Source organism: Desulfofundulus thermobenzoicus, from assembly GCF_009428905.1.
In the GTDB taxonomy this organism is placed as follows: Bacteria; Bacillota; Desulfotomaculia; order Desulfotomaculales; family Desulfovirgulaceae; genus Desulfofundulus_A; species Desulfofundulus_A thermobenzoicus.
In genome coordinates this window covers 82,006-106,145 of record NZ_WHYR01000002.1, presented here as the reverse complement: position 1 = coordinate 106,145, position 24,140 = coordinate 82,006, and the positions used below count along the sequence as shown (strand labels likewise).

The 24,140-nt window shown below is 57.9% G+C and carries 40 protein-coding genes; 1 reads left to right on the top strand and 39 read right to left on the bottom strand.

What is annotated here, in order from left to right; genetic code table 11:
- Positions 1-3: 3 nt before the first annotated feature.
- Positions 4-171 (top strand): hypothetical protein, encoded by a 168-nt coding sequence (locus GFC01_RS18670; RefSeq protein WP_194174741.1) that lies wholly within the window; start codon positions 4-6, stop codon positions 169-171.
- Positions 172-256: 85 nt separating this feature from the next.
- Here the strand turns inward: GFC01_RS18670 and rpsI are convergent, their stop codons facing one another.
- The 39 genes from rpsI to fusA form a co-directional block, all read right to left on the bottom strand.
- On the bottom strand, positions 257-649 hold the full coding sequence (gene rpsI, locus GFC01_RS01430; protein ID WP_152944853.1) for a 30S ribosomal protein S9: 393 nt from the start codon (positions 647-649) through the stop codon (positions 257-259).
- A 20-nt stretch (positions 650-669) separates the two neighbouring features.
- On the bottom strand, positions 670-1,101 hold the full coding sequence (gene rplM / locus GFC01_RS01425; protein ID WP_152944852.1) for a 50S ribosomal protein L13: 432 nt from the start codon (positions 1,099-1,101) through the stop codon (positions 670-672).
- A 304-nt stretch (positions 1,102-1,405) separates the two neighbouring features.
- Positions 1,406-2,152, bottom strand: a complete 747-nt coding sequence (gene truA, locus GFC01_RS01420) for a tRNA pseudouridine(38-40) synthase TruA (protein WP_152944851.1) — start codon at positions 2,150-2,152, stop codon at positions 1,406-1,408.
- Positions 2,153-2,230: 78 nt separating this feature from the next.
- Positions 2,231-3,031 (bottom strand): energy-coupling factor transporter transmembrane component T family protein, encoded by an 801-nt coding sequence (locus GFC01_RS01415; RefSeq protein WP_152944850.1) that lies wholly within the window; start codon positions 3,029-3,031, stop codon positions 2,231-2,233.
- A gap of 194 nt (positions 3,032-3,225) precedes the next feature.
- Positions 3,226-4,179: an energy-coupling factor transporter ATPase gene (locus GFC01_RS01410; protein WP_152944849.1), complete on the bottom strand. Its 954-nt coding sequence runs from the start codon at positions 4,177-4,179 to the stop codon at positions 3,226-3,228.
- A gap of 136 nt (positions 4,180-4,315) precedes the next feature.
- Complete coding sequence (locus GFC01_RS01405) at positions 4,316-5,164, bottom strand: energy-coupling factor transporter ATPase (protein ID WP_152944848.1); 849 nt, start codon at positions 5,162-5,164, stop codon at positions 4,316-4,318.
- Positions 5,157-5,495 (bottom strand): 50S ribosomal protein L17, encoded by a 339-nt coding sequence (gene rplQ, locus GFC01_RS01400; protein WP_152944847.1) that lies wholly within the window; start codon positions 5,493-5,495, stop codon positions 5,157-5,159. Before rplQ ends, GFC01_RS01405 begins: the two co-directional genes overlap by 8 nt.
- A gap of 12 nt (positions 5,496-5,507) precedes the next feature.
- Complete coding sequence (locus GFC01_RS01395) at positions 5,508-6,458, bottom strand: DNA-directed RNA polymerase subunit alpha (RefSeq protein ID WP_152944846.1); 951 nt, start codon at positions 6,456-6,458, stop codon at positions 5,508-5,510.
- A gap of 58 nt (positions 6,459-6,516) precedes the next feature.
- Positions 6,517-7,143: a 30S ribosomal protein S4 gene (rpsD, locus tag GFC01_RS01390; RefSeq protein WP_152944845.1), complete on the bottom strand. Its 627-nt coding sequence runs from the start codon at positions 7,141-7,143 to the stop codon at positions 6,517-6,519.
- Positions 7,144-7,161: 18 nt separating this feature from the next.
- Positions 7,162-7,551, bottom strand: a complete 390-nt coding sequence (rpsK, locus tag GFC01_RS01385; protein WP_152944844.1) for a 30S ribosomal protein S11 — start codon at positions 7,549-7,551, stop codon at positions 7,162-7,164.
- 17 nt (positions 7,552-7,568) lie between these two features.
- A complete protein-coding gene (gene rpsM, locus GFC01_RS01380; RefSeq protein ID WP_152944843.1) occupies positions 7,569-7,940 on the bottom strand; it encodes a 30S ribosomal protein S13 in 372 nt (123 codons plus the stop codon).
- A gap of 118 nt (positions 7,941-8,058) precedes the next feature.
- The gene (gene rpmJ / locus GFC01_RS01375) at positions 8,059-8,172 is read right to left on the bottom strand and encodes a 50S ribosomal protein L36 (protein ID WP_073164650.1); all 114 of its coding nucleotides are present in this window, start codon (positions 8,170-8,172) and stop codon (positions 8,059-8,061) included.
- A gap of 242 nt (positions 8,173-8,414) precedes the next feature.
- Positions 8,415-8,633: a translation initiation factor IF-1 gene (gene infA / locus GFC01_RS01370; protein WP_152944841.1), complete on the bottom strand. Its 219-nt coding sequence runs from the start codon at positions 8,631-8,633 to the stop codon at positions 8,415-8,417.
- A gap of 11 nt (positions 8,634-8,644) precedes the next feature.
- Complete coding sequence (locus tag GFC01_RS01365; RefSeq protein ID WP_194174740.1) at positions 8,645-9,007, bottom strand: KOW domain-containing RNA-binding protein; 363 nt, start codon at positions 9,005-9,007, stop codon at positions 8,645-8,647.
- A gap of 15 nt (positions 9,008-9,022) precedes the next feature.
- Positions 9,023-9,769 carry a type I methionyl aminopeptidase gene (map, locus tag GFC01_RS01360; RefSeq protein ID WP_152944840.1) on the bottom strand — a complete coding sequence of 249 codons (747 nt, stop codon included), beginning with the start codon at positions 9,767-9,769 and terminating at the stop codon, positions 9,023-9,025.
- A gap of 15 nt (positions 9,770-9,784) precedes the next feature.
- Positions 9,785-11,050 carry a preprotein translocase subunit SecY gene (secY, locus tag GFC01_RS01355; protein ID WP_341473691.1) on the bottom strand — a complete coding sequence of 422 codons (1,266 nt, stop codon included), beginning with the start codon at positions 11,048-11,050 and terminating at the stop codon, positions 9,785-9,787.
- A complete protein-coding gene (rplO, locus tag GFC01_RS01350; protein WP_341473690.1) occupies positions 11,051-11,494 on the bottom strand; it encodes a 50S ribosomal protein L15 in 444 nt (147 codons plus the stop codon).
- A 194-nt stretch (positions 11,495-11,688) separates the two neighbouring features.
- Positions 11,689-11,868: a 50S ribosomal protein L30 gene (gene rpmD / locus GFC01_RS01345; RefSeq protein ID WP_341473689.1), complete on the bottom strand. Its 180-nt coding sequence runs from the start codon at positions 11,866-11,868 to the stop codon at positions 11,689-11,691.
- A gap of 29 nt (positions 11,869-11,897) precedes the next feature.
- Complete coding sequence (gene rpsE, locus GFC01_RS01340) at positions 11,898-12,398, bottom strand: 30S ribosomal protein S5 (RefSeq protein WP_341473688.1); 501 nt, start codon at positions 12,396-12,398, stop codon at positions 11,898-11,900.
- A gap of 18 nt (positions 12,399-12,416) precedes the next feature.
- Entirely contained in the window at positions 12,417-12,785 is a 369-nt protein-coding gene (gene rplR / locus GFC01_RS01335; protein WP_152944838.1) for a 50S ribosomal protein L18, read from the bottom strand.
- Positions 12,786-12,802: 17 nt separating this feature from the next.
- The gene (rplF, locus tag GFC01_RS01330; RefSeq protein WP_152944837.1) at positions 12,803-13,351 is read right to left on the bottom strand and encodes a 50S ribosomal protein L6; all 549 of its coding nucleotides are present in this window, start codon (positions 13,349-13,351) and stop codon (positions 12,803-12,805) included.
- Positions 13,352-13,364: 13 nt separating this feature from the next.
- Positions 13,365-13,763, bottom strand: coding sequence for a 30S ribosomal protein S8 (rpsH, locus tag GFC01_RS01325; RefSeq protein WP_152944836.1), 399 nt, complete (start codon positions 13,761-13,763; stop codon positions 13,365-13,367).
- Positions 13,764-13,782: 19 nt separating this feature from the next.
- Positions 13,783-13,968, bottom strand: coding sequence for a type Z 30S ribosomal protein S14 (locus GFC01_RS01320; RefSeq protein ID WP_341473687.1), 186 nt, complete (start codon positions 13,966-13,968; stop codon positions 13,783-13,785).
- Positions 13,969-13,999: 31 nt separating this feature from the next.
- Positions 14,000-14,542: a 50S ribosomal protein L5 gene (gene rplE, locus GFC01_RS01315; protein WP_152944835.1), complete on the bottom strand. Its 543-nt coding sequence runs from the start codon at positions 14,540-14,542 to the stop codon at positions 14,000-14,002.
- An 18-nt stretch (positions 14,543-14,560) separates the two neighbouring features.
- Positions 14,561-14,881, bottom strand: a complete 321-nt coding sequence (gene rplX / locus GFC01_RS01310; RefSeq protein ID WP_152944834.1) for a 50S ribosomal protein L24 — start codon at positions 14,879-14,881, stop codon at positions 14,561-14,563.
- 25 nt (positions 14,882-14,906) lie between these two features.
- Positions 14,907-15,275, bottom strand: a complete 369-nt coding sequence (gene rplN, locus GFC01_RS01305) for a 50S ribosomal protein L14 (RefSeq protein ID WP_152944833.1) — start codon at positions 15,273-15,275, stop codon at positions 14,907-14,909.
- A gap of 36 nt (positions 15,276-15,311) precedes the next feature.
- Complete coding sequence (gene rpsQ, locus GFC01_RS01300; protein WP_341473686.1) at positions 15,312-15,575, bottom strand: 30S ribosomal protein S17; 264 nt, start codon at positions 15,573-15,575, stop codon at positions 15,312-15,314.
- A 27-nt stretch (positions 15,576-15,602) separates the two neighbouring features.
- On the bottom strand, positions 15,603-15,806 hold the full coding sequence (gene rpmC / locus GFC01_RS01295; RefSeq protein ID WP_152944832.1) for a 50S ribosomal protein L29: 204 nt from the start codon (positions 15,804-15,806) through the stop codon (positions 15,603-15,605).
- A complete protein-coding gene (gene rplP / locus GFC01_RS01290) occupies positions 15,796-16,230 on the bottom strand; it encodes a 50S ribosomal protein L16 (RefSeq protein WP_152944831.1) in 435 nt (144 codons plus the stop codon). The genes rpmC and rplP overlap by 11 nt, the downstream gene beginning before the upstream one ends.
- Before the next feature lie 5 nt (positions 16,231-16,235).
- Positions 16,236-16,898 carry a 30S ribosomal protein S3 gene (gene rpsC / locus GFC01_RS01285; protein WP_341473685.1) on the bottom strand — a complete coding sequence of 221 codons (663 nt, stop codon included), beginning with the start codon at positions 16,896-16,898 and terminating at the stop codon, positions 16,236-16,238.
- Positions 16,899-16,910: 12 nt separating this feature from the next.
- A complete protein-coding gene (gene rplV, locus GFC01_RS01280) occupies positions 16,911-17,249 on the bottom strand; it encodes a 50S ribosomal protein L22 (protein ID WP_152944830.1) in 339 nt (112 codons plus the stop codon).
- Positions 17,250-17,319: 70 nt separating this feature from the next.
- On the bottom strand, positions 17,320-17,604 hold the full coding sequence (rpsS, locus tag GFC01_RS01275; protein WP_152944829.1) for a 30S ribosomal protein S19: 285 nt from the start codon (positions 17,602-17,604) through the stop codon (positions 17,320-17,322).
- 104 nt (positions 17,605-17,708) lie between these two features.
- Positions 17,709-18,533, bottom strand: a complete 825-nt coding sequence (gene rplB / locus GFC01_RS01270; protein ID WP_152944828.1) for a 50S ribosomal protein L2 — start codon at positions 18,531-18,533, stop codon at positions 17,709-17,711.
- 37 nt (positions 18,534-18,570) lie between these two features.
- On the bottom strand, positions 18,571-18,858 hold the full coding sequence (rplW, locus tag GFC01_RS01265; protein ID WP_341473684.1) for a 50S ribosomal protein L23: 288 nt from the start codon (positions 18,856-18,858) through the stop codon (positions 18,571-18,573).
- A complete protein-coding gene (gene rplD, locus GFC01_RS01260; protein WP_152944827.1) occupies positions 18,855-19,481 on the bottom strand; it encodes a 50S ribosomal protein L4 in 627 nt (208 codons plus the stop codon). Before rplD ends, rplW begins: the two co-directional genes overlap by 4 nt.
- A gap of 25 nt (positions 19,482-19,506) precedes the next feature.
- Entirely contained in the window at positions 19,507-20,145 is a 639-nt protein-coding gene (gene rplC, locus GFC01_RS01255; RefSeq protein ID WP_152944826.1) for a 50S ribosomal protein L3, read from the bottom strand.
- 34 nt (positions 20,146-20,179) lie between these two features.
- A complete protein-coding gene (rpsJ, locus tag GFC01_RS01250; protein ID WP_152944825.1) occupies positions 20,180-20,488 on the bottom strand; it encodes a 30S ribosomal protein S10 in 309 nt (102 codons plus the stop codon).
- A 316-nt stretch (positions 20,489-20,804) separates the two neighbouring features.
- On the bottom strand, positions 20,805-22,007 hold the full coding sequence (gene tuf / locus GFC01_RS01245; protein WP_152944815.1) for an elongation factor Tu: 1,203 nt from the start codon (positions 22,005-22,007) through the stop codon (positions 20,805-20,807).
- A 53-nt stretch (positions 22,008-22,060) separates the two neighbouring features.
- Entirely contained in the window at positions 22,061-24,136 is a 2,076-nt protein-coding gene (gene fusA, locus GFC01_RS01240) for an elongation factor G (protein ID WP_152944824.1), read from the bottom strand.
- Positions 24,137-24,140: the final 4 nt, after the last annotated feature.

Below are 24,140 nucleotides of genomic sequence, written 5' to 3'. Positions count from 1 at the left end.
GCGATGAGGAGCAAGAGCTTTTTCCCCATGATGCTTACCGTGGTTGCGGCCGTAGGGGTTTATTATTTCTGGTCGGTGATCCTGGGGTTGAATGATAACACCGGCATGATCCTGGGGGTGGGCACGGCCGTACTGTTATCGGCCCTCTTCACCCGCCTGCGCCGGCGTTGAACAATATTTATTAAAGTTACCCACCATCCCATCACATTTAAAGAGGAAGGGACTGTGCCCTTCCTCTTTGTTTCCCGGGTTTTCTTTAACGTTTGGAGTATTGCGGTGCCCGGCGGGCCTTTTTCAAGCCGTATTTTCTTCTTTCCTTCATCCGTGGATCCCGGGTAAGAAAGCCGGCCTTTTTCAGTGCCGGTCGCAGGTTGGGGTCGGCCTGCACCAGCGCCCGGGCAATGCCCATGCGCAGCGCTCCGGCCTGGCCGCTGACGCCGCCGCCGTGGACCCGGGCCTGCACATCAAAGCGCCCTTCCGTTCCGGTCAGTTCCATGGGCTGGCGCACCAGCACCTGCAGAATCTTGCGGCCGAAGTACGTTTCCACCGGCCGGTTGTTGATCAGCATCCGGCCCTCACCGGGGACCAGGTATACCCGGGCCACGGCATTTTTCCGCCGCCCCGTACCGTAAAATTTAATGGGAGCCATCCTCTGCCTCCTTCCTTGTCTTACATGGACCAGACTTCCGGTTTCTGAGCCTGGTGGGGGTGCTCCTCTCCGCGATAGACCTTCAGCTTTTTGGCCATTCGGGCGCCCAGCCGGTTATGGGGCAGCATACCGGTAATGGCCTTTTCCACGGCCAGTTCCGGCCTGGTGGCCAGCAACTGGTCGTAACCCATAACCTTTAATCCCCCGGGGTAGCCGGAATGACGGATGTACTTTTTCTTTTTCAGCTTGTTACCGGTCAAAATAACCTTACCGGCATTGATCACAATAACATGATCCCCCGTATCCACATGGGGGGTAAACTGGGGACGGTGTTTACCCCGCAATATGCGGGCCGCCTCGGCGGCCAGTCTACCCAAGGGTTTATCCGTAGCATCCAGGATATACCACTTGCGTTCTATTTCTCCCGGCTTAGCCATATAGGTTTTGCTCATGCCGGCAAACCTCCTTAAAACAATCGTCAGTCGTCGGATGTCAGAAATCGCAAAAACTACTTCCCATCCACAAATTCTGTAGCCGTTCATTCCCACCCCGGGGCTCAAAAGGGTGGGAGGAAAACCCACATGAAAGTATTTTAACCTGGCAGTCCCCCGGTGTCAAGCTAATTGCACATAAAAACCACCGCGTAAGCCCTGCCATACAGTACGCCGGCCGGCGGGTGAAAGTGGGTACCGGCTTCCCGGTTAACACTCCCGTTCATCCATCAATTGTTCTCAAGGAAGTCAAGTGTCTGCCGTTTCAATACTCCACCCTCTCCAGGCACAGACCCTGAGGCGGTACGGTAGGACCGGCCAGAACGCGGTTCCGGGCCGCCAGAATGGTGGTCACCTCCACCGGATCCCGTTTATGTAAGCCCACTTCCACCAGAGTACCTACCATAATGCGCACCATATTGTAAAGGAAGCCATCTCCCCGGAACACCAGGTGAATCACTTCCTCCCCCTCCCGCTCCACCGCGGCCTCAAAAAGGGTGCGCACGGTGTCTTTTACCGGCGACCCGGCGGCCTGAAAGGAAGCGAAATCGTGCCGCCCCACCAGGTGGGCGGCGGCCTGTTTCATGGCCGCCACATCCAGGGGGCGTGGTACGAAGTAGCTGTATAGCCGCCAGAAGGGCGAGGGAATGCGGCTGTTGTAAATGGTATAGCGGTAAGTCTTGGTCCGGGCAGAAAAACGGGCATGAAAGCCCGGCGGGACCTCTTCCGCATGCAGGGCGGCCATGTCCGGCGGCAGGACTCCGTTCAGGGCCAGGACTATCTTCCCGGCGGGTATGCCCCAACCTGCAGCGTCAAAATTCACCACCTGCCCCCGGGCATGGACCCCGGCGTCGGTCCGCCCGGCACCAATAACCCGCACCGGTCGCCCGGCCAGTCGCGAAAGACATTTTTCCAGCACCTCCTGGATGGTCACCAGGCCGGTGCCCCTTTGCTCCTGAAAACCATGGTAGTTGGTGCCGTCGTAGGCAATGGTCAGCTTGATATTGCGCAACAGGCCTCCCCACTTTAAAAAACGGCGCCGGGTGACAGCGCCCTTTGAGCTTCAAGATACGGCCGGGTTGATTAAAGGTTACCCCCACCACCGCAGGGCCAGGATCACTGCCAGGGTCAGGCAGGCCAGCAGCAGAACCAGCCAGTCATTCCGGGAAAACTTTAGCTGATGCATCCTGGTGCGGTTGGCTCCCCCCCGGTAGCAGCGGATTTCCATGGCCGTGGTCAGGTCCTCGGCCCTTCTAAAGGCACCGGCAAACAGGGGCACCAGCAGGGGGATCACCCCCTGTAAACGCCGCACCGGTCCCCCGCGGGTAAAGGCCGCTCCCCGGGACTGCTGCGCCCTGTACACCTGCCCCGCTTCTTCCAGAAGGGTGGGGACAAAACGCAGGGCAATGGTCATCATCATGGCCAGTTCGTGGGCGGGCACTCCAAACCTTTGCAAAGGAGTCAAGAGGCTTTCCAGACCGGCCGTCAGTTTTACTGGCGAAGTGGTCAGGGTGAGCAGGGAGCTGATAACCACCAGGAGAGTTAAGCGCCATAAAATAACCGCTCCCAGTTCCAGTCCCTCCCGGCTGACGGCCAGGGGGCCCAGGGCCAACAGCGCTTCTCCCGGTGTGAAAAATACCTGCAATATAAAGGTAACGGCCAGGATCACCCGGAACGGGCGCAGTGTACCGGCCACCAGGCGCAGGGACAGGCCCGACAACCCGGTGAACAGCAGGGTCAGCAGAGTCAATAAAATAATCGCTACCGGCCGGTTGGCCACCAGCACGGCCAGCATGGCCAGGAAGGCGCAGAGGATTTTGGTGCGGGGGTCCAGACGGTGGATAAATGACTGTCCGGGCACATATTGCCCCAGGGTAATACCTTCAAACATTTCCCGTTCCCCGCCTTGCAGCAGCTGTATATACGTTTGGCCTGCGGGCTTTACACCTGTAAACGATTCAACACAAACCAAATGACCCACGCCAGGTCCGGGGTTTCCGGCACACCTGCAAACCGTACGGCTGCCCCCATACTGGGATAACCGGCAACAAAGGGATTTTCTCCGGACGAACCGAAAACCGGTTTTTAAGTCCCGGCGGCCTTTAAACCCGCGGCCGGCATCCCGGGGCCGGTGACCTTCTTCAATTCCTCTTCGACCTCGTCCAGGGTGAGCACATCGCTGCGGACTGCCACACCCTTTTGTCTCAACCGGTAAGCCAGCCGGCAGGGCACGGGCACATCCAGTCCCACTGCCCTTAAGCCTTCCGGGTCGCTGAAAATGCCGCGGGGGGTTCCTTCCCGCCAGATCCGCCCCCGGTGCAAAACCACCATCCAGTCGGCGTAACGGGCTGCGTCTTCCATGTAATGGGTGATCAGGACTACCGTGGTGCCTTCCTTTTCCTGCAGATCCTTGAGGGAATGCATGAGCTGTTCCCTGCCGGCGGGATCCAGCCCGGCCGCCGGTTCGTCCAGCACCAGCACCCGGGGCCCCATGGCCAGAATGCCGGCCAGGGCCACCCGGCGGCGCTGCCCGCCGCTCAAGGCAAAAGGCGACATGTGTTCGTACTCGGCCGGGTCCAGGCCCACCATTTCCAGGGCCGCCCGCACGCGCCCTTTCACCGTAATTTCATCCAGGCCCATGTTCCGCGGTCCGAAGGCCACTTCGGCAAAAACGCTCTCTTCAAACAGTTGCTGCTCGGGGTATTGAAAAAGCAAACCCACCTTCTGCCATAAGTTCCGGCGCACATCTTTATCCCGGGTATCCATTCCCCCCACCCGCACCCGGCCCCGGGTGGGCAGCAACAACCCGTTAAAATGCTGGACCAGGGTGGATTTCCCCGAACCGGTGGCACCGGCGATAACCACGAAAGAACCTTCGGCAATGTGCAGGTCGATATCCTGCAGGGATGTGACGGCCAGAGGTGTACCCGGCAGATAGATATGGGTCAGTTGCTCCACCACAATCACCGGTACCCCCACCCCAAAACATGTAGCAATTTCACCCTCGCCCCAAATAGCCACAGCCGCAAAGGTTACCATTCATTCGCTCTTTGTATATAATCCCCATGCTGACCTTTCGGGCAAAAAAGACCTCTCTTTTTTGCCCCGGAACGGTGCCGGCACGTTCAGGCAGACGTGAGCTGCCGGATTAAGATAAAACCTGTTCCACCGGTTATCATTGTTTCTTCCTTACCAGGAAGTTAACCAGCTGATCCAGGGTGACCACTTCTGCCGGCACGGGCCACCCCGCCTGCCGCAAACGCCAGGCCAGCTCGGCCGCTCCGGGAAGGGTCAGACCCATGTCCTTCAACTCCCCCCGGTGGCTGAAAACCTTCGCCGGGCTTCCCGACAGGACCAGCCTGCCCCCATGCAGCACCCAGATGCGGTCCGCCAGGGCCGCTTCTTCCATGAAGTGGGTGACCAGGATCACCGTCATGCCCCGTTCCCGGTTCAACTGCCGGAGGGTACCCAGCACCTCCCGCCGGCCGGCCGGATCCAGCATGGCCGTGGGCTCGTCCAGAACCAGGCACTCGGGTTCCATGGCCAGCGCCCCGGCAATGGCCAGCCGCTGCTTCTGCCCGCCGGACAAAAGGTGGGGCGGGCGCAGGCGCTGTTCCGCCAGGCCTACCGCAGCCAGTGCCCCGTCCACCCGCCGCCTGACCTCCTCCGGCGGCAGTCCCAGGTTTTCCGGGCCAAAGGCCACATCTTCCTCCACCACGGCGGCCACCAGCTGATTATCCGGATTTTGCAACACCATACCCACCCGGCGCCTGATTTCCCAGAGATTGGCCGGATCGGCGGTGGATAAACCGTCCACGGCAACCGTCCCGGCGGTGGGCAGTAAAAGGGCGTTCAAATGACGGGCCAGGGTGGACTTGCCCGAACCGTTGGGTCCGATGATCACCAGAAACTCGCCCCGGTAAACATCCCCGCTGATCCCTTTTAAAGCCTCCCTTTCCCCCGCCCCGCCCTGCCGGTATACATGGGTCAAATCCCGGATGGCAATCTGTACCGGGCTAGACAAGTTCCAGGATCACCATTTGGGCGGCGTCCCCCCGGCGGTAGCCCGCCTTGACAATGCGGGTATAACCGCCCGGGCGCTCGGCATATTTGGGACCCAGGTCGTTAAACAACTTCCGGACCACCCGTTCGTCGTAGATATATTCCAGCGCCTGGCGCCGCGCGGCCAGGTCGCCCCTCTTGGCCAGGGTGACCATTTTATCGGCTATGCTTTTTACTTCCCTGGCCCGGGGCTCGGTGGTTTGAATGCGATCATCGCGGAACAGGGAAGTAACCAGGTTCCGCAGCATGGCTTTGCGATGACCGGTATTCCGCCCCAGCTTCTGGTAAGCCATCCTTATCCCCCCTTACTCATCGCTCTTGCGCAGGGACAGCCCCAGTTCGTGCAGCTTGTTGATTACTTCTTCCAGGGACTTTTTGCCCAGGTTGCGCACCTTCATCATATCGTCTTCATTGCGCTGAATCAGTTCCTGCACCGTGTTGATCCCCGCGCGCTTGAGGCAATTGTAGGAACGCACGGAAAGATCCAGTTCCTCGATGCTCATTTCCAGGAGCTTATCTTTTTGTTCCTCTTCCTTTTCCACCATTATTTCCACATCTTTTACCGTTTCCGTCAGACCGATGAACAGCCGCAGGTGTTCACCCATGATTTTGGCTGCCAGGCTGGTGGCCTCGTCGGGCCGGATGCTGCCGTTGGTCCACACCTCCAGGGTCAGCTTGTCGTAGTCGGTCCGCTGCCCCACCCGGGTGTTTTCCACGATGTAGTTCACCTTGCGCACCGGAGTGAAAACGGAATCCACCGGGATCACGCCGATGATGTGATCGCCCTTTTTATTCCGCTCCGCCGGCACGTAACCCCGTCCCCTGGCCACGGTCATTTCCATGAACAGGCGGGCATTACTCCCGGTCAGGGTGGCAATGTGCAGGTCCGGGTTCAAGATCTCCACATCGGGATCGCAAATGATATCTCCGGCCCGTACATCACCCTCCCCTCTGGCCTCCACCCGCAAAATCTTGTCCTCATCGGAATACATCTTCAGGCACAGGCTTTTCAGGTTGAGGATAATGTCGGTAACATCCTCCCGCACCCCGGGAATGGTGGAAAACTCGTGCAGCACGCCCTCGATTTTCACCGAGGTAACCGCCGCCCCGGGCAGGGAAGAAAGCAATATCCGCCTCAAGGAGTTTCCCAGCGTAATGCCGTAGCCCCTTTCCAGCGGTTCCACCACAAAGCGGGCGAAGGTATTGTCCGGGCTGCTTTCCACACACTCAATCCTGGGTTTTTCAATCTCCAGCATATGGTAACCCCCTCCGAAAGCCGTTAACCGGCCCGTAAGAATCTACACGGCCGCCACCTTATCTGGAATACAGCTCCACAATCAGGTGTTCCTGCACGGGCGCATCAATCTGATCCCGGGTTGGAAGGGCCACCACACGGCCGGAAGCATTTGCTGCATTGTATTCCAGCCAGGCCGGGGGCGTCTTATCGGCTGCCCGCTCCATCAGTTCCTTTATCCGCGGCGATTCTTTGCTCCTTTCCCGCACGGCAATCTCATCGCCCGGACGCAACAGGTAAGAAGGGATGTTCACCTTGCGGCCGTTCACGGTAAAATGGCCGTGCCGCACCAGATGCCTGGCTTCCACCCGGGACGTGGCCAGCCCCAGGCGGTAGACCACATTATCCAGGCGCCGCTCCAGAAGGCGCAGCAGGTTTTCACCCGTTACACCCCCCTGGCGCTCCGCCCGTTCAAAGTAATTGCGAAACTGGGTTTCCAGTATACCGTAAATACGCCGGGCCTTTTGCTTTTCCCGCAGCTGCAGGCCGTATTCACTGACCTTTTTGCGGGCCTGCCCGTGGGCCCCCGGCGCATAGGAGCGGCGGTCAATGGCGCATTTACCGGTATAACAGCGATCTCCCTTTAAATACAGTTTGACCCCTTCGCGACGACACAACCGGCAAACAGGACCTGTATATCTGGCCATCTATTTTCTCATACCTCCTTAAACTCTCCGGCGTTTGGGCGGCCGGCAACCGTTGTGTGGAATGGGCGTCACATCTTTAATCAGGCTCACTTCCAGTCCCGCCGCCTGCAGGGAACGGATGGCGGCCTCCCGGCCGGCGCCGGGACCCTTGACCATCACTTCTACTGTTTTCATACCATGTTCCATGGCCTCCCTGGCCGCCGACTCGGCCGCCATCTGGGCGGCAAAGGGCGTGCTCTTCCGGGAGCCCTTAAAACCCACCGTCCCGGCACTGGCCCAGGAAATGGCATTGCCCTTGCTGTCGCTGATGGTCACAATGGTATTGTTAAAGGTGGACCGGATATGAGCCACTCCGTGTTCCACGTTTTTACGTTCCCGCCTCTTGGTCCGCGCTGGTCTTCTGGCCATTTTTGTCTACTCCCCCTTTACTTCTTACGCCGTACGCCCACAGTTTTCCGCGGGCCCTTCCGCGTCCGGGCATTGGTTTTGGTGCGCTGGCCCCGCACCGGTAAACCGCGGCGGTGGCGCAAACCCCGGTAACAGCCAATTTCAATCAACCGTTTAATATTCAGGGCCACTTCCCGGCGCAGGTCGCCCTCCACCCGGTAGTTCTTTTCAATAACGTCCCTTAAACGGTTGACTTCATCTTCCGTGAGGTTGCGCACCCGGGTATCGGGGTTTACCCCCGTTTGGGCCAGGATCTTCTGGGAAGTGGGCCGGCCGATACCATAAATATAGGTCAGGGCTACCTCCACCCGTTTATCCCTGGGCAGGTCAACCCCTGCAATACGTGCCATGCGTGTAAATACACCTCCTGTTGGAATGCGGGAGATGAGAGGTTGAAAGTGAGATTAAGTTGAAACTGGAACAAGCCCGTTTCTAATTCAACCCAACCCGCTCCCACCCGTTTTAACGTTACCCCTGTTTTTGTTTGTGTTTGGGGTTTTCACAGATCACCATCACCTTGCCGTGACGGCGGATGATTTTACATTTTTCACAAATGGGCTTCACCGATGGACGCACTTTCACCGTCAACACTCCCCTAAAAATAGTCGCCGGCCGTCAGCTACTGGCATTGGATTTAAGTTGCTGAGCACTCACCGGTACAAGTTATAAGGTGACTCCGGAGTGCATATTTTACTCCTGTATAAACTGGCTCAAGTAAGAACCAGGGTCAGCCAGTGCCGGCTGGATTAAAAAGTTGCCTTAACCAGTTTGTTTGTGGAGGGTACCGGCGTTCCCGCGGGGAACTCCTTTAAAGAAAGCCGCAGTTACTTATACCGGTAAACGATACGGCCCCGGGTTAAATCATAGGGGGACAGCTCCACCATTACCCGGTCACCGGCCAGAATGCGAATGAAATTCATGCGGATCTTGCCCGACACATGGGCCAGCACCCGGTGACCATTGGCCAGTTCCACCCGGAACATGGCGTTGGGAAGGGGTTCCACCACAGTACCCTCAACTTCTATGACATCTTGCTTTGACATTAGTCCCCAGGTCAACCTCCTTGCTTTAAATTTCCGGAAAGGATGCTGCCAGCGCCATTTTGCTCCATACGGGCGTTCTTTGCATCATTCCGCAGGTAGGAACCGCTGGTAAGCAATTCTTGCAGGGCATTGCGCACATCCAGGTCGGTAACCCGCCGTCCAGAACGTACCTTTTCCGCGATATCCTCCGCAACTAAAGGATAAACCCTCAAGTGCCTGGTGTTTTTCAGTTTCGGTCCACTCACCGGTCGTTCCGCACCATTGACCACCCGCACCCGGTTTTCACCCACCTGGTCCAGGATCAGGTAAAACTTGCCGCTGTCCCGGCCGGCCGTAGAACTGACCAGCCGGCCGGGGGTAAACTGGTTTTGCACCGGGATCACCTCCAGTTACAACCGGGTAAGGATCTCCGGTTCATCGCCGGTAATGGCCACGGTGTGTTCAAAGTGGGCCGACAGCCGGGCATCCCTGGTTACAACCGTCCATTTGTCGGCAAGGGTACGCACTTCGTGGGTGCCCATGTTTACCATCGGTTCAATCGCTAATGTCATTCCCGCCTTAAGCCTGGGACCCCGCCCGGGCTTGCCGAAGTTGGGTACCTGTGGTTCTTCATGCATTTGCCTGCCGATGCCGTGGCCCACATAGTCCCGCACCACCGAATAGCCGTGCTTCTCCACGTAAGCCTGTACGGCATGGGATATGTCGGACAGGCGCCTGCCCTCCCGGGCCCAATTAATGCCCTCATAAAGGGATTGCTCCGTAATGGTGAGCAACCGCCTGGCATCCTCGGAAATCTCCCCCACCGGGAAGGTATAGGCACCGTCCCCGTAATATCCATTTATTTCCGCGCCAACGTCAATACTGATAATATCTCCACTTTCCAGTTTTCTTAAACCGGGGATGCCGTGCACCACCTGTTCATTAACCGAAGTGCAGATGGAGGCCGGAAAACCGTACAGGCCCTTGAATGCCGGCCTGGCTCCCCGGGCCAGGATGAAATCCTCCGCCAGCCGGTCCAGTTCCCCGGTGGTCACTCCCGGCTTAATGGCCCTGGCCAGTTCATCCAGGACGCCTGCCACGATTTGCCCGGCGTCACGCATGTAACGCAGCTCCCTCTGGGATTTAACCGTAATCATAGGGTCATCTCCATCCTACTTGATAAACCCCTGATAGCTGCGCATCAGCAGATGGGACTCCACCTGTTTCATGGTGTCCAGGGCCACCCCCACCACAATGAGCAGGGCCGTACCCCCAAAGTAGATGTTCGGGATACGGGTGGCCAATAGAACGAAGTTGGGCAGTATGGCAATCAGGGCCAGGAAAATGGCCCCCGCCAGGGTCACGCGGCTCATCACCCGGCTGATATACTCCGCCGTGGGCCGTCCGGGACGGATCCCCGGAATAAACCCGCCATACTTTTTGATATTGTCGGCAATATCCACCGGATTCATGATCACCGCCGTGTAAAAATAGGTAAAGCCGATTACCAGGAGGGCATAAATAATGGTGTGGGCGGCCGAACCCCAGTGAAACCAGGACATATACCAGCTGCCAAACCAGGTGTTGCTGAACCAGCTGGCCACCTGTTCCGGGAAGATCATTATGGACGAAGCAAAGATCACCGGTATAACGCCGGCCTGGTTGACCCTTAAGGGCAGATGGGTGGTTTGCCCGCCGTACACCCGGCGCCCCACCACACGCTTGGCATACTGCACCGGAATGCGCCGCTGTCCCTCCTGCACGGCTACAATGGCCGCTATGACCACCCCGCCGATCACCAGCAGCAGGAGCAGGCTCAGGAAATTGATGGTCCCGGCCTGCAGGTATTCCGTCACCCGCACCGCACCGGCCGGCACCCGGGAAACGATACCGGCGAAGATCAACAGGGAAATGCCGTTGCCAATCCCTTTTTCGGTAATCTGCTCACCAATCCACATCAGGAAGGCGGTGCCGGCAGTCAGGGTGAGGGCTACCAGAATATAATTCCACACCGTGGGAACGATGAGCACGTTCTGGTGGCGCAGGGCCACACTCACCCCGATGGCCTGGATAAAGGCCAGCACCACGGTGAGGTAACGGGTATACTGGGTTATTTTCCTGCGCCCCTCGTCCCCTTCCTTGGCCAGCTTTTCCAGGTGGGGAATGACCACCGTTAAAAGCTGCATGATGATGGAAGCGTTGATATAGGGAGTGATGCTCATGGCAAAAACGGAAAAGTTTTTAAAGGCCCCGCCGGAAATGACGTCAAAAAACCCGAAAAGGGCGCCGCTGTTCACCAGTTCGGCAAAAACCCTGGTGTTTACCCCCGGCACGGGAATGTGAGCGCCAATGCGAAAGACAAAGAGCATGGCCAGGGTAAAAAGCAGTTTATTGCGCAGTTCGTCGATTTTAATGGCGCTCCGCAGGCTGTTGAGCACCTAAATCACCTCGGCTTTACCGCCGGCAGCGGCGATTTTTTCGGCTGCCGATCTGCTGAAAGCATGGGCCCGGACAGTTAAAGCCCTTTCCAGTTGCCCGTCGCCGAGAATTTTTACCCCGTCGCCAATTTTTTTGATAACCCCCGATTCCAGCAAAGTTTCCGGCGTTACCACGGCTCCGTTTTCAAAACGGTTTAACTGTTCCAGATTTACGGCTATTATTTGCTTCTTGAAGGGGGCGTTGGTAAAACCCCGCTTGGGCATGCGCCGCTGCAGGGGCATTTGCCCGCCTTCGAAACCGGGTCGCACTCCGCCGCCGGAACGGGCTTTTTGCCCCTTGTGCCCCCGGCCGGCGGTTTTGCCCAACCCGGAGCCAATGCCCTGCCCCTTACGGGTGGGTTTTGTCCGCGCCCCCCTGTTGGGACGCAGGTCGTGCAGCTGCACTGCATTTACACCTCCCGAATAGTCGTCAGTCGTCAGTCGTCAGAATCAGAATACGGTCTCCGATTACGGTCCCTGATAGAGATTCTTTATTTCCAGGGCAGTAGTTTCGTCAGTAACCAGTATTTTTAAGAGGGGGACTTGCCCCGGGATAAAATCCCTGTTTTTCTGACGTCCGACGACAGACGTCCCACAGCCTAAACCTGTTCCACCTTCACCAGGTGAGATATCTTGTTGATCATGCCCCGGATCTGGGGAGTGTCTTCCTGAATCACCGAACCGTGCACCTTGCGCAGGCCCAGGGTACGCACGGTGACCCGCTGGTCTTCCGGGCGACCGATGAGGCTGCGCACCAGGGTAATCTTTAACTTGGCCACAGATCACACCCCTCGTATACTCATTGCTTTTAAGCAAACAGTTCTTCCACCGGTTTGCCCCGCAGCCTGGCCACTTCCGCCGGGGTCTTTAAGCTCTTCAAGGCAGCCATGGTGGCGTGAACCATGTTATTGGCATTGTTGGAACCCAGGGATTTGGTCAGGATATCCCGCACACCGGCCAGTTCCAGAATGGCCCGCACGGGGCCACCGGCAATTACCCCGGTACCGGGCGCCGCCGGCTTTAACAGCACCTTGCCGGCACCAAATTCACCAATCACCTCGTGGGGAATGGTGGTACCGGACAGGGGCACCTGGATCATATTTTTCTTGGCATCCTCAATACCCTTGCGGATGGCCTCGGGCACTTCACCGGCCTTACCCAAACCGGCACCAACCTGCCCGTTACCGTCGCCGACCACCACCAGGGCTGAAAAACTGAAACGGCGTCCGCCTTTAACCACCTTGGCCACCCGGTTGATATGCACTACTTTCTCCGCCAGTTCCTGTTTATTGGCATCCACTTTTGACACCTGTTCCCCTCCTTCCGGTTAAAATTCCAGACCGGCTTCCCGGGCCGCTTCGGCCAGGGCCTTTACCCGTCCGTGATACAGGTAACCGGCCCGGTCAAAAACCACCTGGCGGATACCCTTTTCCAGCGCCTTTTGGGCCACCAGACGACCAACGGCCTCCGCCGCCTCCTTATTGCCGCCCCGGGAGAGCTGCCCCCTTAACTCGGGTGACAGGGAAGAAGCGCTGATCAGGGTTGTTCCCTGTTCATCGTCAATGATCTGGGCGTAAATGTGGTTCAAACTGCGAAAAACATTGAGTCTGGGACGCTGGGCGGTACCGGCAATTTTTTTACGCACCCTCCTGTGCCGTTTGGCCCTTAACACCTTGCGATCCGGTTTCTTAATCAATTTTCTACTCTACCTCCCTACTTCTTGCCCTTGCCGCCGGCCTTGCCTGCTTTGCGCCGGATCTGTTCCCCTTCGTACTTAATACCCTTGCCCTTGTAAGGTTCCGGTTCGCGTACGGAGCGGATATTGGCCGCCAGGGCACCTACCCGTTCCTTATCCATACCCCTGACCACAATTTTGGTGGGCGCGGGCACTTCTATTTCCAGGCCGTCGGGGGGAACAATCTCCACCGGGTGGGAATAGCCCACCGACAGCACCAGCTTGTTGCCCTGTTTGGTGGCCCGGTAACCCACACCGACCAGTTCCAGATTTTTCTCAAAACCGCTGGTCACCCCCACCACCATGTTATGCAAAAGGGTGCGGGTCAAACCGTGCAGGGACCGGTGCTGTTTGTCGTCGGAGGGACGTTCCACCACCAGGCGATTATCTTCCATGCGGATGCGCATATCACGATGGAACTCCCTTTCCAGCTGCCCTTTGGGTCCTTTTACGCGCACGGTGTTGCCTTCTATGTGCACTTCCACCCCCTGGGGCAGGTTGATGGGTTGCTTGCCAATTCTGGACATAAGCCAGACCTCCTTACCACACGTAACAAATTACCTCGCCGCCGACACCCAGCTTACGGGCCTGTTTATCGGTCATGATGCCCCGGGAAGTGGATAATATGGCGATACCCAGCCCGCCCAGCACCCGGGGAACGGAATCCTTGCGGGCATACACCCTCAACCCCGGACGGCTGATTCGCTTTAAACCGGTAATTACCCTTTGCTTTTCCGGGCCGTATTTTAGATAAAGGCGAATGACGCCCTGTTTGCCGTCTTCCACCACTTCGTAATCCTTGATCAAGCCCTCTTCCTTCAAGATGGCGGCAATGGCCTTTTTCATCCGGGAAGCAGGGACTTCCACCTTCTCATGATAAACCGTATTGGCATTGCGAATACGGGTTAAGAAATCGGCGATGGGATCGGTCATCACCATCGGTGCTGCTACCTCCTCTCTACCAGCTGGCCTTGCGGACTCCGGGAATTTCACCGCGGTAGGAGAGTTCCCGGAAACAGATGCGGCAGATGCCGAACTTGCGCATATAGGCATGGGGCCGCCCGCACAGCTTGCACCGGTTATACTTGCGCACTTTGAACTTGGGTTCGCGCATCGCCTTGTTGATCATGGACTTTTTGGCCACCACTTTCCCCCCTTTACGCCGCCCGTTTTACCTACGCCGCCCGGAAGGGCATGCCCAGAAGGCGCAGCAATTCCCGGGCCTCTTCATCGGTTTTGGCCGTGGTGACGAAGATGACGTCCATTCCCCGCACCTTGTCGACCTTATCGTACTCGATTTCCGGAAAGATCAGCTGTTCCCGGATACCCAGGCTGTAATTGCCCCGGCCGTCGAAGGCCTTGGGTGAGACCCCCCGGAAGTCGCGTACCCGGGGCAGGGCCACGTTAAAGAGTTTATCCACAAATTCGTACATGCGGTCACCCCTCAAGGTAACCTTGCAGCCCACGGTCATGCCCTGGCGCACCTTGAAGGCGGCGATGGACTTCTTGGCCCGGGTAACCACCGGGCGCTGGCCGGTGATGGTGGCCAGGTCGTTCACAGCGGCATCCATGGCCTTGCTGTTGTGAATGGCCTCCCCCACGCCCATATTGATAACCACTTTTTCCAGTTTGGGTACCTGCATGATGTTTTTATAGCCGAATTTACTCATCATGGCCCGGACCACTTCGTCTTTATATTTATCCTTCAGTCGCGGCATCCTTCTCACCCCTTTTCTCTAGCCCAGCTCTTCCCCGCATTTCCGGCAGACCCGCACCTTGCGCCCGTCGTCCAAAAACTTTTTGGCCACGCGGGTGGGGCTGTTGCATTTGGAGCAGAACAGCATCACATTGGAAGCGTGAATGGGGGCCTCCTTTTCCATAATACCTCCCCGGGGATTGCGCTGGGTGGGTCTGGTATGACGCTTGACTTTGTTCACGCCTTCCACAATCACCCGGCCCTTTTCCGGCAGGCAGGACAGGATTTTCCCCCTCTTCCCGGCGTCCTTGCCGGTGATCACCAGCACCGTATCGCCCTTACGCACGTGTAGTTTGGGCATCTTTTGCTACCTCCAGTTCCCCCGGCTATATTACCTCCGGAGCCAGGGAGATGATCTTCATAAAATCCCGGTCCCGCAACTCCCGGGCCACCGGTCCGAAAATACGGGTACCCCGGGGACTTTTATCATCTTTTATAATCACGGCTGCATTTTCATCGAACTTGATGTAGGAGCCGTCGGGACGGCGCACCTCCTTATTGGTGCGCACCACCACCGCCCGCACCACATCACCCTTCTTAACCACGCCGCCGGGCGTGGCTTCTTTCACGGAACAAATAATTTCATCGCCCAGGCTGGCATAACGGCGGAAGCTGCCGCCCAGCACACGGATGCACATCAACCGCCGGGCACCGGTATTATCGGCCACCTGGAGTATGGACTGCACCTGGATCAACGCTTGCTACCTCCCTTCCCCAAACCCGGTCGGAAGTTAAATTTGTTCGGCCCGTTCCAGGATCTCCACTACCCGCCACCGCTTTTCCCTGGACAGGGGCCTGGTTTCCATTATACGTACCTTATCGCCGATGCGGCAGGAGTTTTCTTCGTCATGGGCTTTAAATTTCCTGGTTTTGCGGACGGTACGCTGGTAAAGGGGATGCCTTTCCAGTGTTTCCACCGCCACCACCACCGTTTTGTCCATTTTGTCGCTTACCACACGACCCGTACGAACCTTGCGCTGCTTACGCTCTTCCACCTTTTACCCCCCTTTGCTCATCCACATTCATGCCCGGTGAATACCCAGTTCCCGCTCCCGGATGATGGTCTTAAGGCGGGCGATATTCCGGCGCACTTCTTTGATCTTCATGGGGTTATCCAGCTGGTTGGTGGCCAGTTGAAACCGGAGCTTGAAAAGCTCATCCTTGGTATCGATCAGCTTTTTGGACAGCTCCTCGTCGGTCATCTCCCGCAGATCTTTAGCCTTCATTAGCCTCACCCACTTCCCCACGTTTCACAAACTTCGTTTTGATGGGCAACTTGTGAGACGCCAGGCGCATAGCTTCCCGGGCCACTTCTTCACTGATACCGGCCAGCTCAAACATAATCCGCCCCGGTTTGACCACGGCCACCCAGTATTCCGGCGCACCCTTGCCGCTGCCCATACGGGTTTCCGCCGGTTTGGCGGTAACCGGCCTGTCCGGGAAGATACGGATCCACACCTTACCACCCCGTTTAATGTAACGGGTCATGGCAATACGGGCGGCCTCAATCTGCCGGTTGGTAATCCAGGCCGGTTCCAGGGCCATGAGGCCGTAATCGCCGAAATGCACTTCCGTGCCGCCCTTGGCCCGGCCGCTCAAGTTTCTGACCCGGTGCTGTTTACGATATTTCACCCTCTTGGGAATAAGCATGGACCCTACTCGCCTCCTTGACCGGCAGCACGATTAACCTCCGGTAAAACTTCACCCTTGTAAATCCAAACTTTGATGCCTATTTTGCCGTAAGTGGTCATGGCTTCGGCAAAACCGTAGTCGATGTCCGCCCGCAAGGTATGCAGGGGCACTTTGCCCTCGCTGTACCATTCGGTGCGGGCAATTTCCGCGCCGGCCAGGCGGCCGCTGGCTGAAATCTTCACACCCTTGCCGCCCATTTTCATCACCCGGGAAACGGCCTGTTTCATGGCCCGGCGGAAGGCCACCCGCTTTTCAATCTGTGCGGCCACACTTTCGGCCACCAGCTGGGCGTCCAGTTCGGGCACTTTAATCTCCACAATATTGATGTGCACCTGTTTGCCGGACATCTTCTCCAGCTCTTTGCGCAGGTTTTCCACTTCCCCGCCGCCCCGGCCGATGACAATACCCGGCTTGGCAGTGTGAATGCTGATGCGGATGCGGTTGGCCGCCCGCTCGATCTGAATGCGGGAAACACCGGCGGCATAAAGCTTTTGTTTGATATATCTACGCAGCTTAACGTCCTCCAGCAACATGCTGGAGAAATTCTTCTTGTCGGAAAACCATTTGGCGTCCCAGTCTTTAATAATACCGATACGCAGTCCCTTGGGGTGAACTTTCTGGCCCACACTACCCCTCCTTTACTTTCCTTTTTCTTTAACCACAACGGTTATATGGCTGGTCCTGCGGCGCATCAGATCGGCCCGGCCCATGGCCCGGGGCAGGTAGCGCTTTAAAGTGGGGCCCTGATCCACGTAGGCCGCCGCAATATACAGGTTATCCCGGTCCATTTCATAATTATGCTCGGCGTTGGCCGCCGCCGATTTTACCACCTTGGCCACGGGAAGGGAGGCCCGTTTGGGTGTGAACCGCAAAATGGCCAGCGCCTCTGTAACATCCTTGCCCCGGATCAGATCCACCACCTGGCGCACCTTGCGGGGAGAGATGCGGATGTACCTGGCCACTGCTCTGGCTTCCATGTGCTTACCTCCTTACTTTTTCTTTCCTTCCCTGCAGATTCCCGGCCCTATTTAATCCCGGGAGACAAGTTTACTTCAGTGCCGTGGATCTTTCCGTGTGGGCACCGTGACCCCGGAACAACCGGGTGGGAGCAAACTCACCCAGTTTGTGGCCCACCATATCCTCGGTAATATACACCGGTACATGTTTACGGCCGTCGTGTACGGCCAGGGTATGGCCGATCATCTGGGGGAAAATGGTGGAACGGCGGGACCAGGTCTTGATCACCCGCTTTTCCCCTTTGGCGTTCATCTCTTCTATTTTTTTCAACAGCTTGGGTTCACAGTAGGGTCCCTTTTTCAGGGAGCGACCCATAATGTCTCACCTGCCTTTTTGGTCGTTGGAGATTGCTCGCCGTCGCCGGCCTTTGGCCTGCCCCTTTGACCGGCAAACCAGGACTGGCGACTAACGACCCACGGCTATTTCGTCCTGCGCTTGACGATGAGGCGATCGCTGGGCTTTTTCCGCCGCGTGCGGGCGCCCAGGGCCGGTTTGCCCCAGGGAGTGACCGGGTTGCGGCCAATGGGGGAGCGGCCTTCGCCACCGCCGTGGGGGTGATCCACCGGGTTCATCACCACGCCCCGCACCGTGGGCCTGATGCCCAGCCAGCGGGAGCGACCGGCTTTACCAATGGTAATGTTTTCGTGCTCCACATTGCCCACCTGACCGATGGTGGCCCGGCATTCCTGCAGCAAAAGACGCATTTCACCCGAAGGCATACGTATGTGGGCGTATTTGCCCTCCTTGGCCATTACCTGGGCCGCCGCCCCGGCTGAACGCACCAGCTTGCCGCCGCCCCCGGGAAAGACCTCCAGATTGTGCACCATGGTGCCCAGGGGTATGTTTTTCAAGGGCAGGGCATTGCCCACCTTGATATCGGCATCGGGGCCGGAAACCACGGTCATGCCCACCTCCAGCCCCAGGGGAGCCAGGATGTAGCGCTTTTCCCCGTCGGCGTAATGCAAAAGGGCAATGCGGGCCGAACGGTTGGGGTCGTATTCAATGGCCGCCACTTTGGCCGGGATACCGTCCTTGTTCCGCTTGAAATCAATAATCCGGTACATGCGTTTATGCCCGCCGCCCCGGTGCCGCACGGTGATCCGTCCCTGGGCATTCCGGCCGCCGTTTTTTTTCAGCGGGGCCAGCAGGGATTTTTCCGGTTCGGTTTTGGTTATTTCATCGAATGTGGAAACGGTAACAAACCGCCGACCGGGAGACGTGGGCTTGAACTTTTTAATGCCCAACTGGTTTCCCTCCTTACCAAAACAGTCGCCTGTCGGATCAGACGCCCTCAAAGAGTTCGATCTTATTTCCTTCCTTAAGGGTGACAATGGCTTTCTTCACATCGGGGCGCCGGCCGACGATATTGCGCACCCGCTTGACCTTGCCCTTCACCCGCATGGTATTCACCTTTTCCACTTTCACGTTGAAAAGTTCTTCCACTGCCTTTTTAATTTCGATTTTGTTGGCGGCCGGGTCCACAATAAAGGTATATTTGTTATCCCCCACCAGGGACATGCTCTTTTCCGAAACCACCGGGCGTTTCAAGATATCCCGCGGATCTTTCACCGGGTCAGCACCTCCTCAACCCTGGTCACCGCATCCCTGGTAATCACCAGCGTATTGTGGGCCAGCAGGTCATAAACATTCAGCCCGTCCGCCGGCAGGGGCTTCACCCCGGGAATGTTCCGGGCCGACTTGAAAACCGTCTCCTCCCGGTCCGCCGTCACCACCAGCGCCTTGTCGTCCACTTTCAAGTTGCCCAGGATGCGCACCATATCCTTTGTGCGGGGCTGCGGCAACTTCAATTCGTCCAGAACCAGTATTTTCCCGTCTTCCACCTTGGCAGAAAGGGCCGATTTCAAAGCCAGGCGCCGCACCTTGCGGGGCAGGCGGTAGCTGTAATCCCGGGGGTGGGGACCAAACACGGTGCCGCCCTTGCGCCAGATGGGCGAGCGAATGCTGCCGTGCCGGGCGCGGCCGGTGCCCTTTTGACGCCAGGGCTTGCGCCCGCCGCCCCGCACCTCGCCCCTGGTTTTGGTGTCGTGGGTACCCAGGCGGCGTCCGGCCAGGTAATGCACCACGGCATCATGCAACACGGACCGGTGTACGGGAACGCCGAAAACCTGGTCGTTGAGCTGGATTTCCCCCACCTGTTCCCCGCTGGTGTTATATAAAGCTACTGTGGGCATTGTACTTCCTCCTTTAGGTGCCTGTTCAATTCCTGGTGGCCTTCTTGACGGTTTCCTTCACCAGCAAAAGTCCACCCCGGGGACCGGGAACAGCACCCTTTACAGCCAGCAAATTGCGCTCGGGATCCACCTTGACCACTTCCAGGTTTTGCACGGTGACCCGTTCCACGCCGTAATGGCCGGGGAGTTTTCTTCCCTTGAACACCCGGGCCGGACCCTTGGCCCCCAGGGAACCTGGCCGGCGGTGATACTTGGAACCGTGGGCCATGGGCCCCCGGTGGAATCCGTGGCGTTTGATGCCGCCGGCAAAACCCCGTCCTTTGGACGTACCGACCACATCCACCCGCTCACCGGCCGTGAATACGTCAGCCTTAATCTCCTGGCCTACCTGATACTGGCCCGCATCTTCCACCCGCAGTTCCCGCAAAAAGCGCAACGGCCTGACGCCGGCTTTGGCAAAATGTCCCTTCAGGGGCTTGTTCACCAGCCGCTCCCGTTTTTCACCAAAACCCAGCTGAATGGCACTGTACCCGTCCCGCTCCGGCGTCCTGGTCTGGACCACCAGGCAGGGGCCGGCTTCAATCACGGTAACGGGGACGGCCTGCCCCTCATTGTTGAATATCTGAGTCATACCTACTTTTCGCCCGAGAATGCCTTTAGGCATTATTCCTGCACACCTCCAAAGCCAGAGGACCTGGCTATAGCTTGATTTCAATATCCACCCCGGCCGGCAGATCCAGGCGCATGAGAGCATCTACGGTTTTGGGCGTGGGTTCCAGAATATCAATCAACCGTTTGTGGGTGCGCATTTCAAATTGCTCCCTGGAGTCCTTATTCACATGGGGCGAACGTAAAATGGTATAAATGTTTTTTTCCGTGGGCAAGGGGATGGGACCGGCCACGCTGGCCCCCGTCCGCCGGGCGGTTTCCACAATTTTCTGGGCCGACTGATCCAGTATATGATGATCATAGGCTTTCAGCCTGATACGGATTTTCTGGCTCTTCAAAGGTCTACCTCCTTTCCGCAGGGAGGGGGCCGTACCGTCCCCTCCTCCTTATAACCTGCTCCAGGCCGGATAAACACCTCTACACTCCGGAGCAAAGCCGGCAATGCCCAATGCCGGTGCCGGCCGCCGGGGGGATATTAAGTCCCATATTTATTGCCGGCCGCTGGTGACGCCGGCCCGGAGCTGCGCCGCTGTGTAAGGAACGGCCGCGTCTTCGATCATTTACGACATTTACGGTTTTTGACGGACCATCTTTAAAGATAGAAGTGAGATGGGCAGCCATGTTTTTTACCCGCTCTCACTTCTTCCATACAGGCTACTCGATAATGGAGGTGACCACCCCGGCACCCACGGTGCGGCCCCCTTCCCGGATGGCGAAGCGCAGCCCCTCCTCAATGGCAATGGGGGTAATCAGCTTGATTTCCAACCGGATGTTGTCCCCCGGCATGACCATCTCCACCCCTTCCGGCAGGGTGATCACTCCCGTCACGTCGGTGGTCCGGAAGTAGAACTGCGGCCGGTAGCCGTTGAAGAAGGGTGTGTGCCGCCCCCCTTCTTCCTTGGTCAGCACGTATACCTCGGCGTTGAAGTGGGTGTGCGGTTTGATGCTCCCCGGCTTGGCCAGCACCTGCCCCCGTTCCACTTCTTTCCGGTCTATCCCCCGCAGCAGGCAGCCGATGTTGTCCCCCGCTTCCCCACGGTCCAGGATCTTCCGGAACATTTCCACCCCGGTGACCACCGTCTTGCGCGGTTTGTCCATCAATCCCACTATCTCCACTTCATCACCCACTTTGACGGTGCCCCGTTCCACCCGGCCCGTGGCCACCGTCCCCCGCCCGGTGATGGAGAATACGTCTTCCACCGGCATCAGGAATGGTTTGTCTATGTCCCGCTTCGGCGTGGGAATGTAGCTGTCCACCGCGTCCATCAGTTCCCAGATGGATTTGCACCATTCGCAGTCCCGCTTCCCACAGCCGCATTCCAGCGCCTTTAAGGCCGAACCGGTGATGATGGGTATGTCGTCCCCGGGAAAATCATAGGTGGAGAGCAGTTCCCGCACTTCCATGTCCACCAGTTCCAGCAGTTCCGGGTCGTCCACCATGTCCGCCTTGTTCAGGTAGACCACGATGTAGGGCACGCCCACCTGCCGGGCCAGCAAAATGTGCTCCCGGGTCTGGGGCATGGGCCCGTCCGCCGCCGATACCACCAGAATGGCCCCGTCCATCTGCGCCGCACCGGTGATCATGTTCTTCACGTAGTCGGCGTGGCCCGGGCAGTCCACGTGGGCGTAGTGCCGGTTTTCCGTTTCGTATTCCACGTGGGCGGTGTTGATGGTGATGCCCCGCTCCCGCTCTTCCGGGGCGTTGTCGATTTCTTCGTATTTCTTTACCTGCGCCTTGCCCACCGTGGCCAGCACCACCGTGATGGCCGCCGTCAGGGTGGTCTTCCCGTGGTCCACGTGCCCGATGGTTCCAATGTTTACGTGGGGTTTGGTCCGCTCAAATTTGGCCTTGGCCATGACGAAAACTCCTCCTTAAACTTAGCATATATGGTTTGGATTAACCGGCAGTCTTACCCCCGCCGCCGGCTAATAATTCCTTCGGCAATCTGCCGGGGCACCTCTTCGTAATGGCTGAACTGCATGGTATAGGTGCCGCGCCCCTGGGTACGGGAACGCAAATCGGTGGCATAGCCGAACATCTCGGCCAGGGGGACATAACCATGAATTACCTGGGCGTTGCCCCGGCGTTCCATTTCTTCAATGCGGCCCCGCCGGGAGTTCAGATCGCCGATAACGTCCCCCATATACTCCTCCATGACCACCACTTCCACCTTCATGACCGGTTCCAGCAAGACCGGTTCGGCTTTACTGGCCCCGTTTTTCAAAGCCATGGAACCGGCAATCTTAAAGGCCATTTCCGAAGAGTCCACTTCGTGGTAAGAACCGTCCACCAGGGTAACCTGTATGTCAATCATGGGGTACCCGGCCAGCACACCATTTTCCATGGCTTCCCTGACGCCGCTGTCCACCGCCGGAATGTATTCCCTGGGCACCACGCCGCCCACGATTTTATTGACAAATGCGTACCCGCTGCCCGGCTCCCGGGGCTCAATTTCCACCACCACATGGCCGTACTGCCCGCGGCCGCCGCTCTGCCGCACAAACCTGCCCTCGGCTTTGACCTTCCGGCGAATGGTTTCCTTATAGGCCACCTGGGGACGGCCCACATTGGCCTCCACCTTGAACTCCCGCAGCAGCCGGTCCACAATAATCTCCAGGTGCAGTTCACCCATACCGGCAATGATGGTCTGCCCCGTTTCCGGATCGGTGTGCATGCGGAAGGTGGGGTCCTCTTCGGCCAGCCGGGACAGGGCCAGGCCCATCTTATCCTGGTCGGCCTTGGTTTTGGGCTCGATGGCCACGGAAATCACCGGCTCGGGGAATTCCATGGACTCCAGCACGATGGGATGCTTCTCATCACACAGGGTATCCCCGGTGGTGGTATCCTTCAGCCCCACCGCGGCCACAATGTCCCCGGCAAAGGCTTCGCTCACTTCTTCCCGGTGGTTGGCATGCATGCGTAAAATGCGCCCGATGCGTTCCCGCCGGTTTTTGGTGGAGTTAAACACATAGGAACCGGAAGTTAGCTTGCCCGAATATACCCTAAAAAATGTCAATTTACCCACATAGGGATCGGCCATAATCTTAAAGGCCAGGGCCGAAAAGGGCTGGTCATCCCCGGCCACCCGCTGGTCCTCGTCCCCCGTTTCGGGATTCAGACCCCGGACGGCCGGAATATCCGTGGGCGCCGGGAGGAAGTCCACTATGGCATCCAGAAGGGGCTGCACGCCCTTGTTTTTAAAGGAAGAGCCGCACAGGACCGGTATCATTTTCACCGCCAGGGTAGCCTTGCGGATGCCCCGCTTGATCTCTTCCTCGGTGAGCTCTTCCCCTTCCAGGTACTTGATCATCAGTTCCTCGTCGGCTTCCGCCACTGCTTCCAGAAGCTTTTCCCGGTATTCGGCCACCAGCTCACGCATATCCTCCGGAATGGCCGTTTCCTTGCTCCTGGTGCCCAGATCGTCAATATAAATAATGGCTTTATTGCGGATCAGGTCCACCACACCGGAAAAATTCTCTTCAGCGCCAATGGGCAGCTGAATGGCCACCGGGTTGGCCGCCAGCCGCTCCCGGATCATGGAAAGCCCCCGGAAGAAGTCCGCCCCTACCCGGTCCATTTTGTTGATGTAGGCGATCCGGGGCACGCCGTACTTGTCGGCCTGGCGCCATACCGTCTCGGACTGGGGCTCCACCCCGCCGACGGAACAGAAAATGGCCACCGCCCCGTCCAGCACCCGCAGGGAGCGCTCCACTTCCACGGTAAAGTCCACGTGCCCTGGCGTGTCGATAATGTTTATACAATGATTGCGCCACTGGCAGGAGGTGGCGGCAGAAGTAATGGTTATCCCCCGCTCCTGCTCCTGCACCATCCAGTCCATGGTGGCCGCACCGTCATGCACTTCACCCATTTTGTGCACGCGGCCCGTGTAAAACAAAATGCGCTCAGTGGTAGTGGTTTTGCCGGCATCGATATGAGCCATGATTCCTATATTGCGTGTTTTTTCCAGCGGAAATTGCCGTGCCATATCC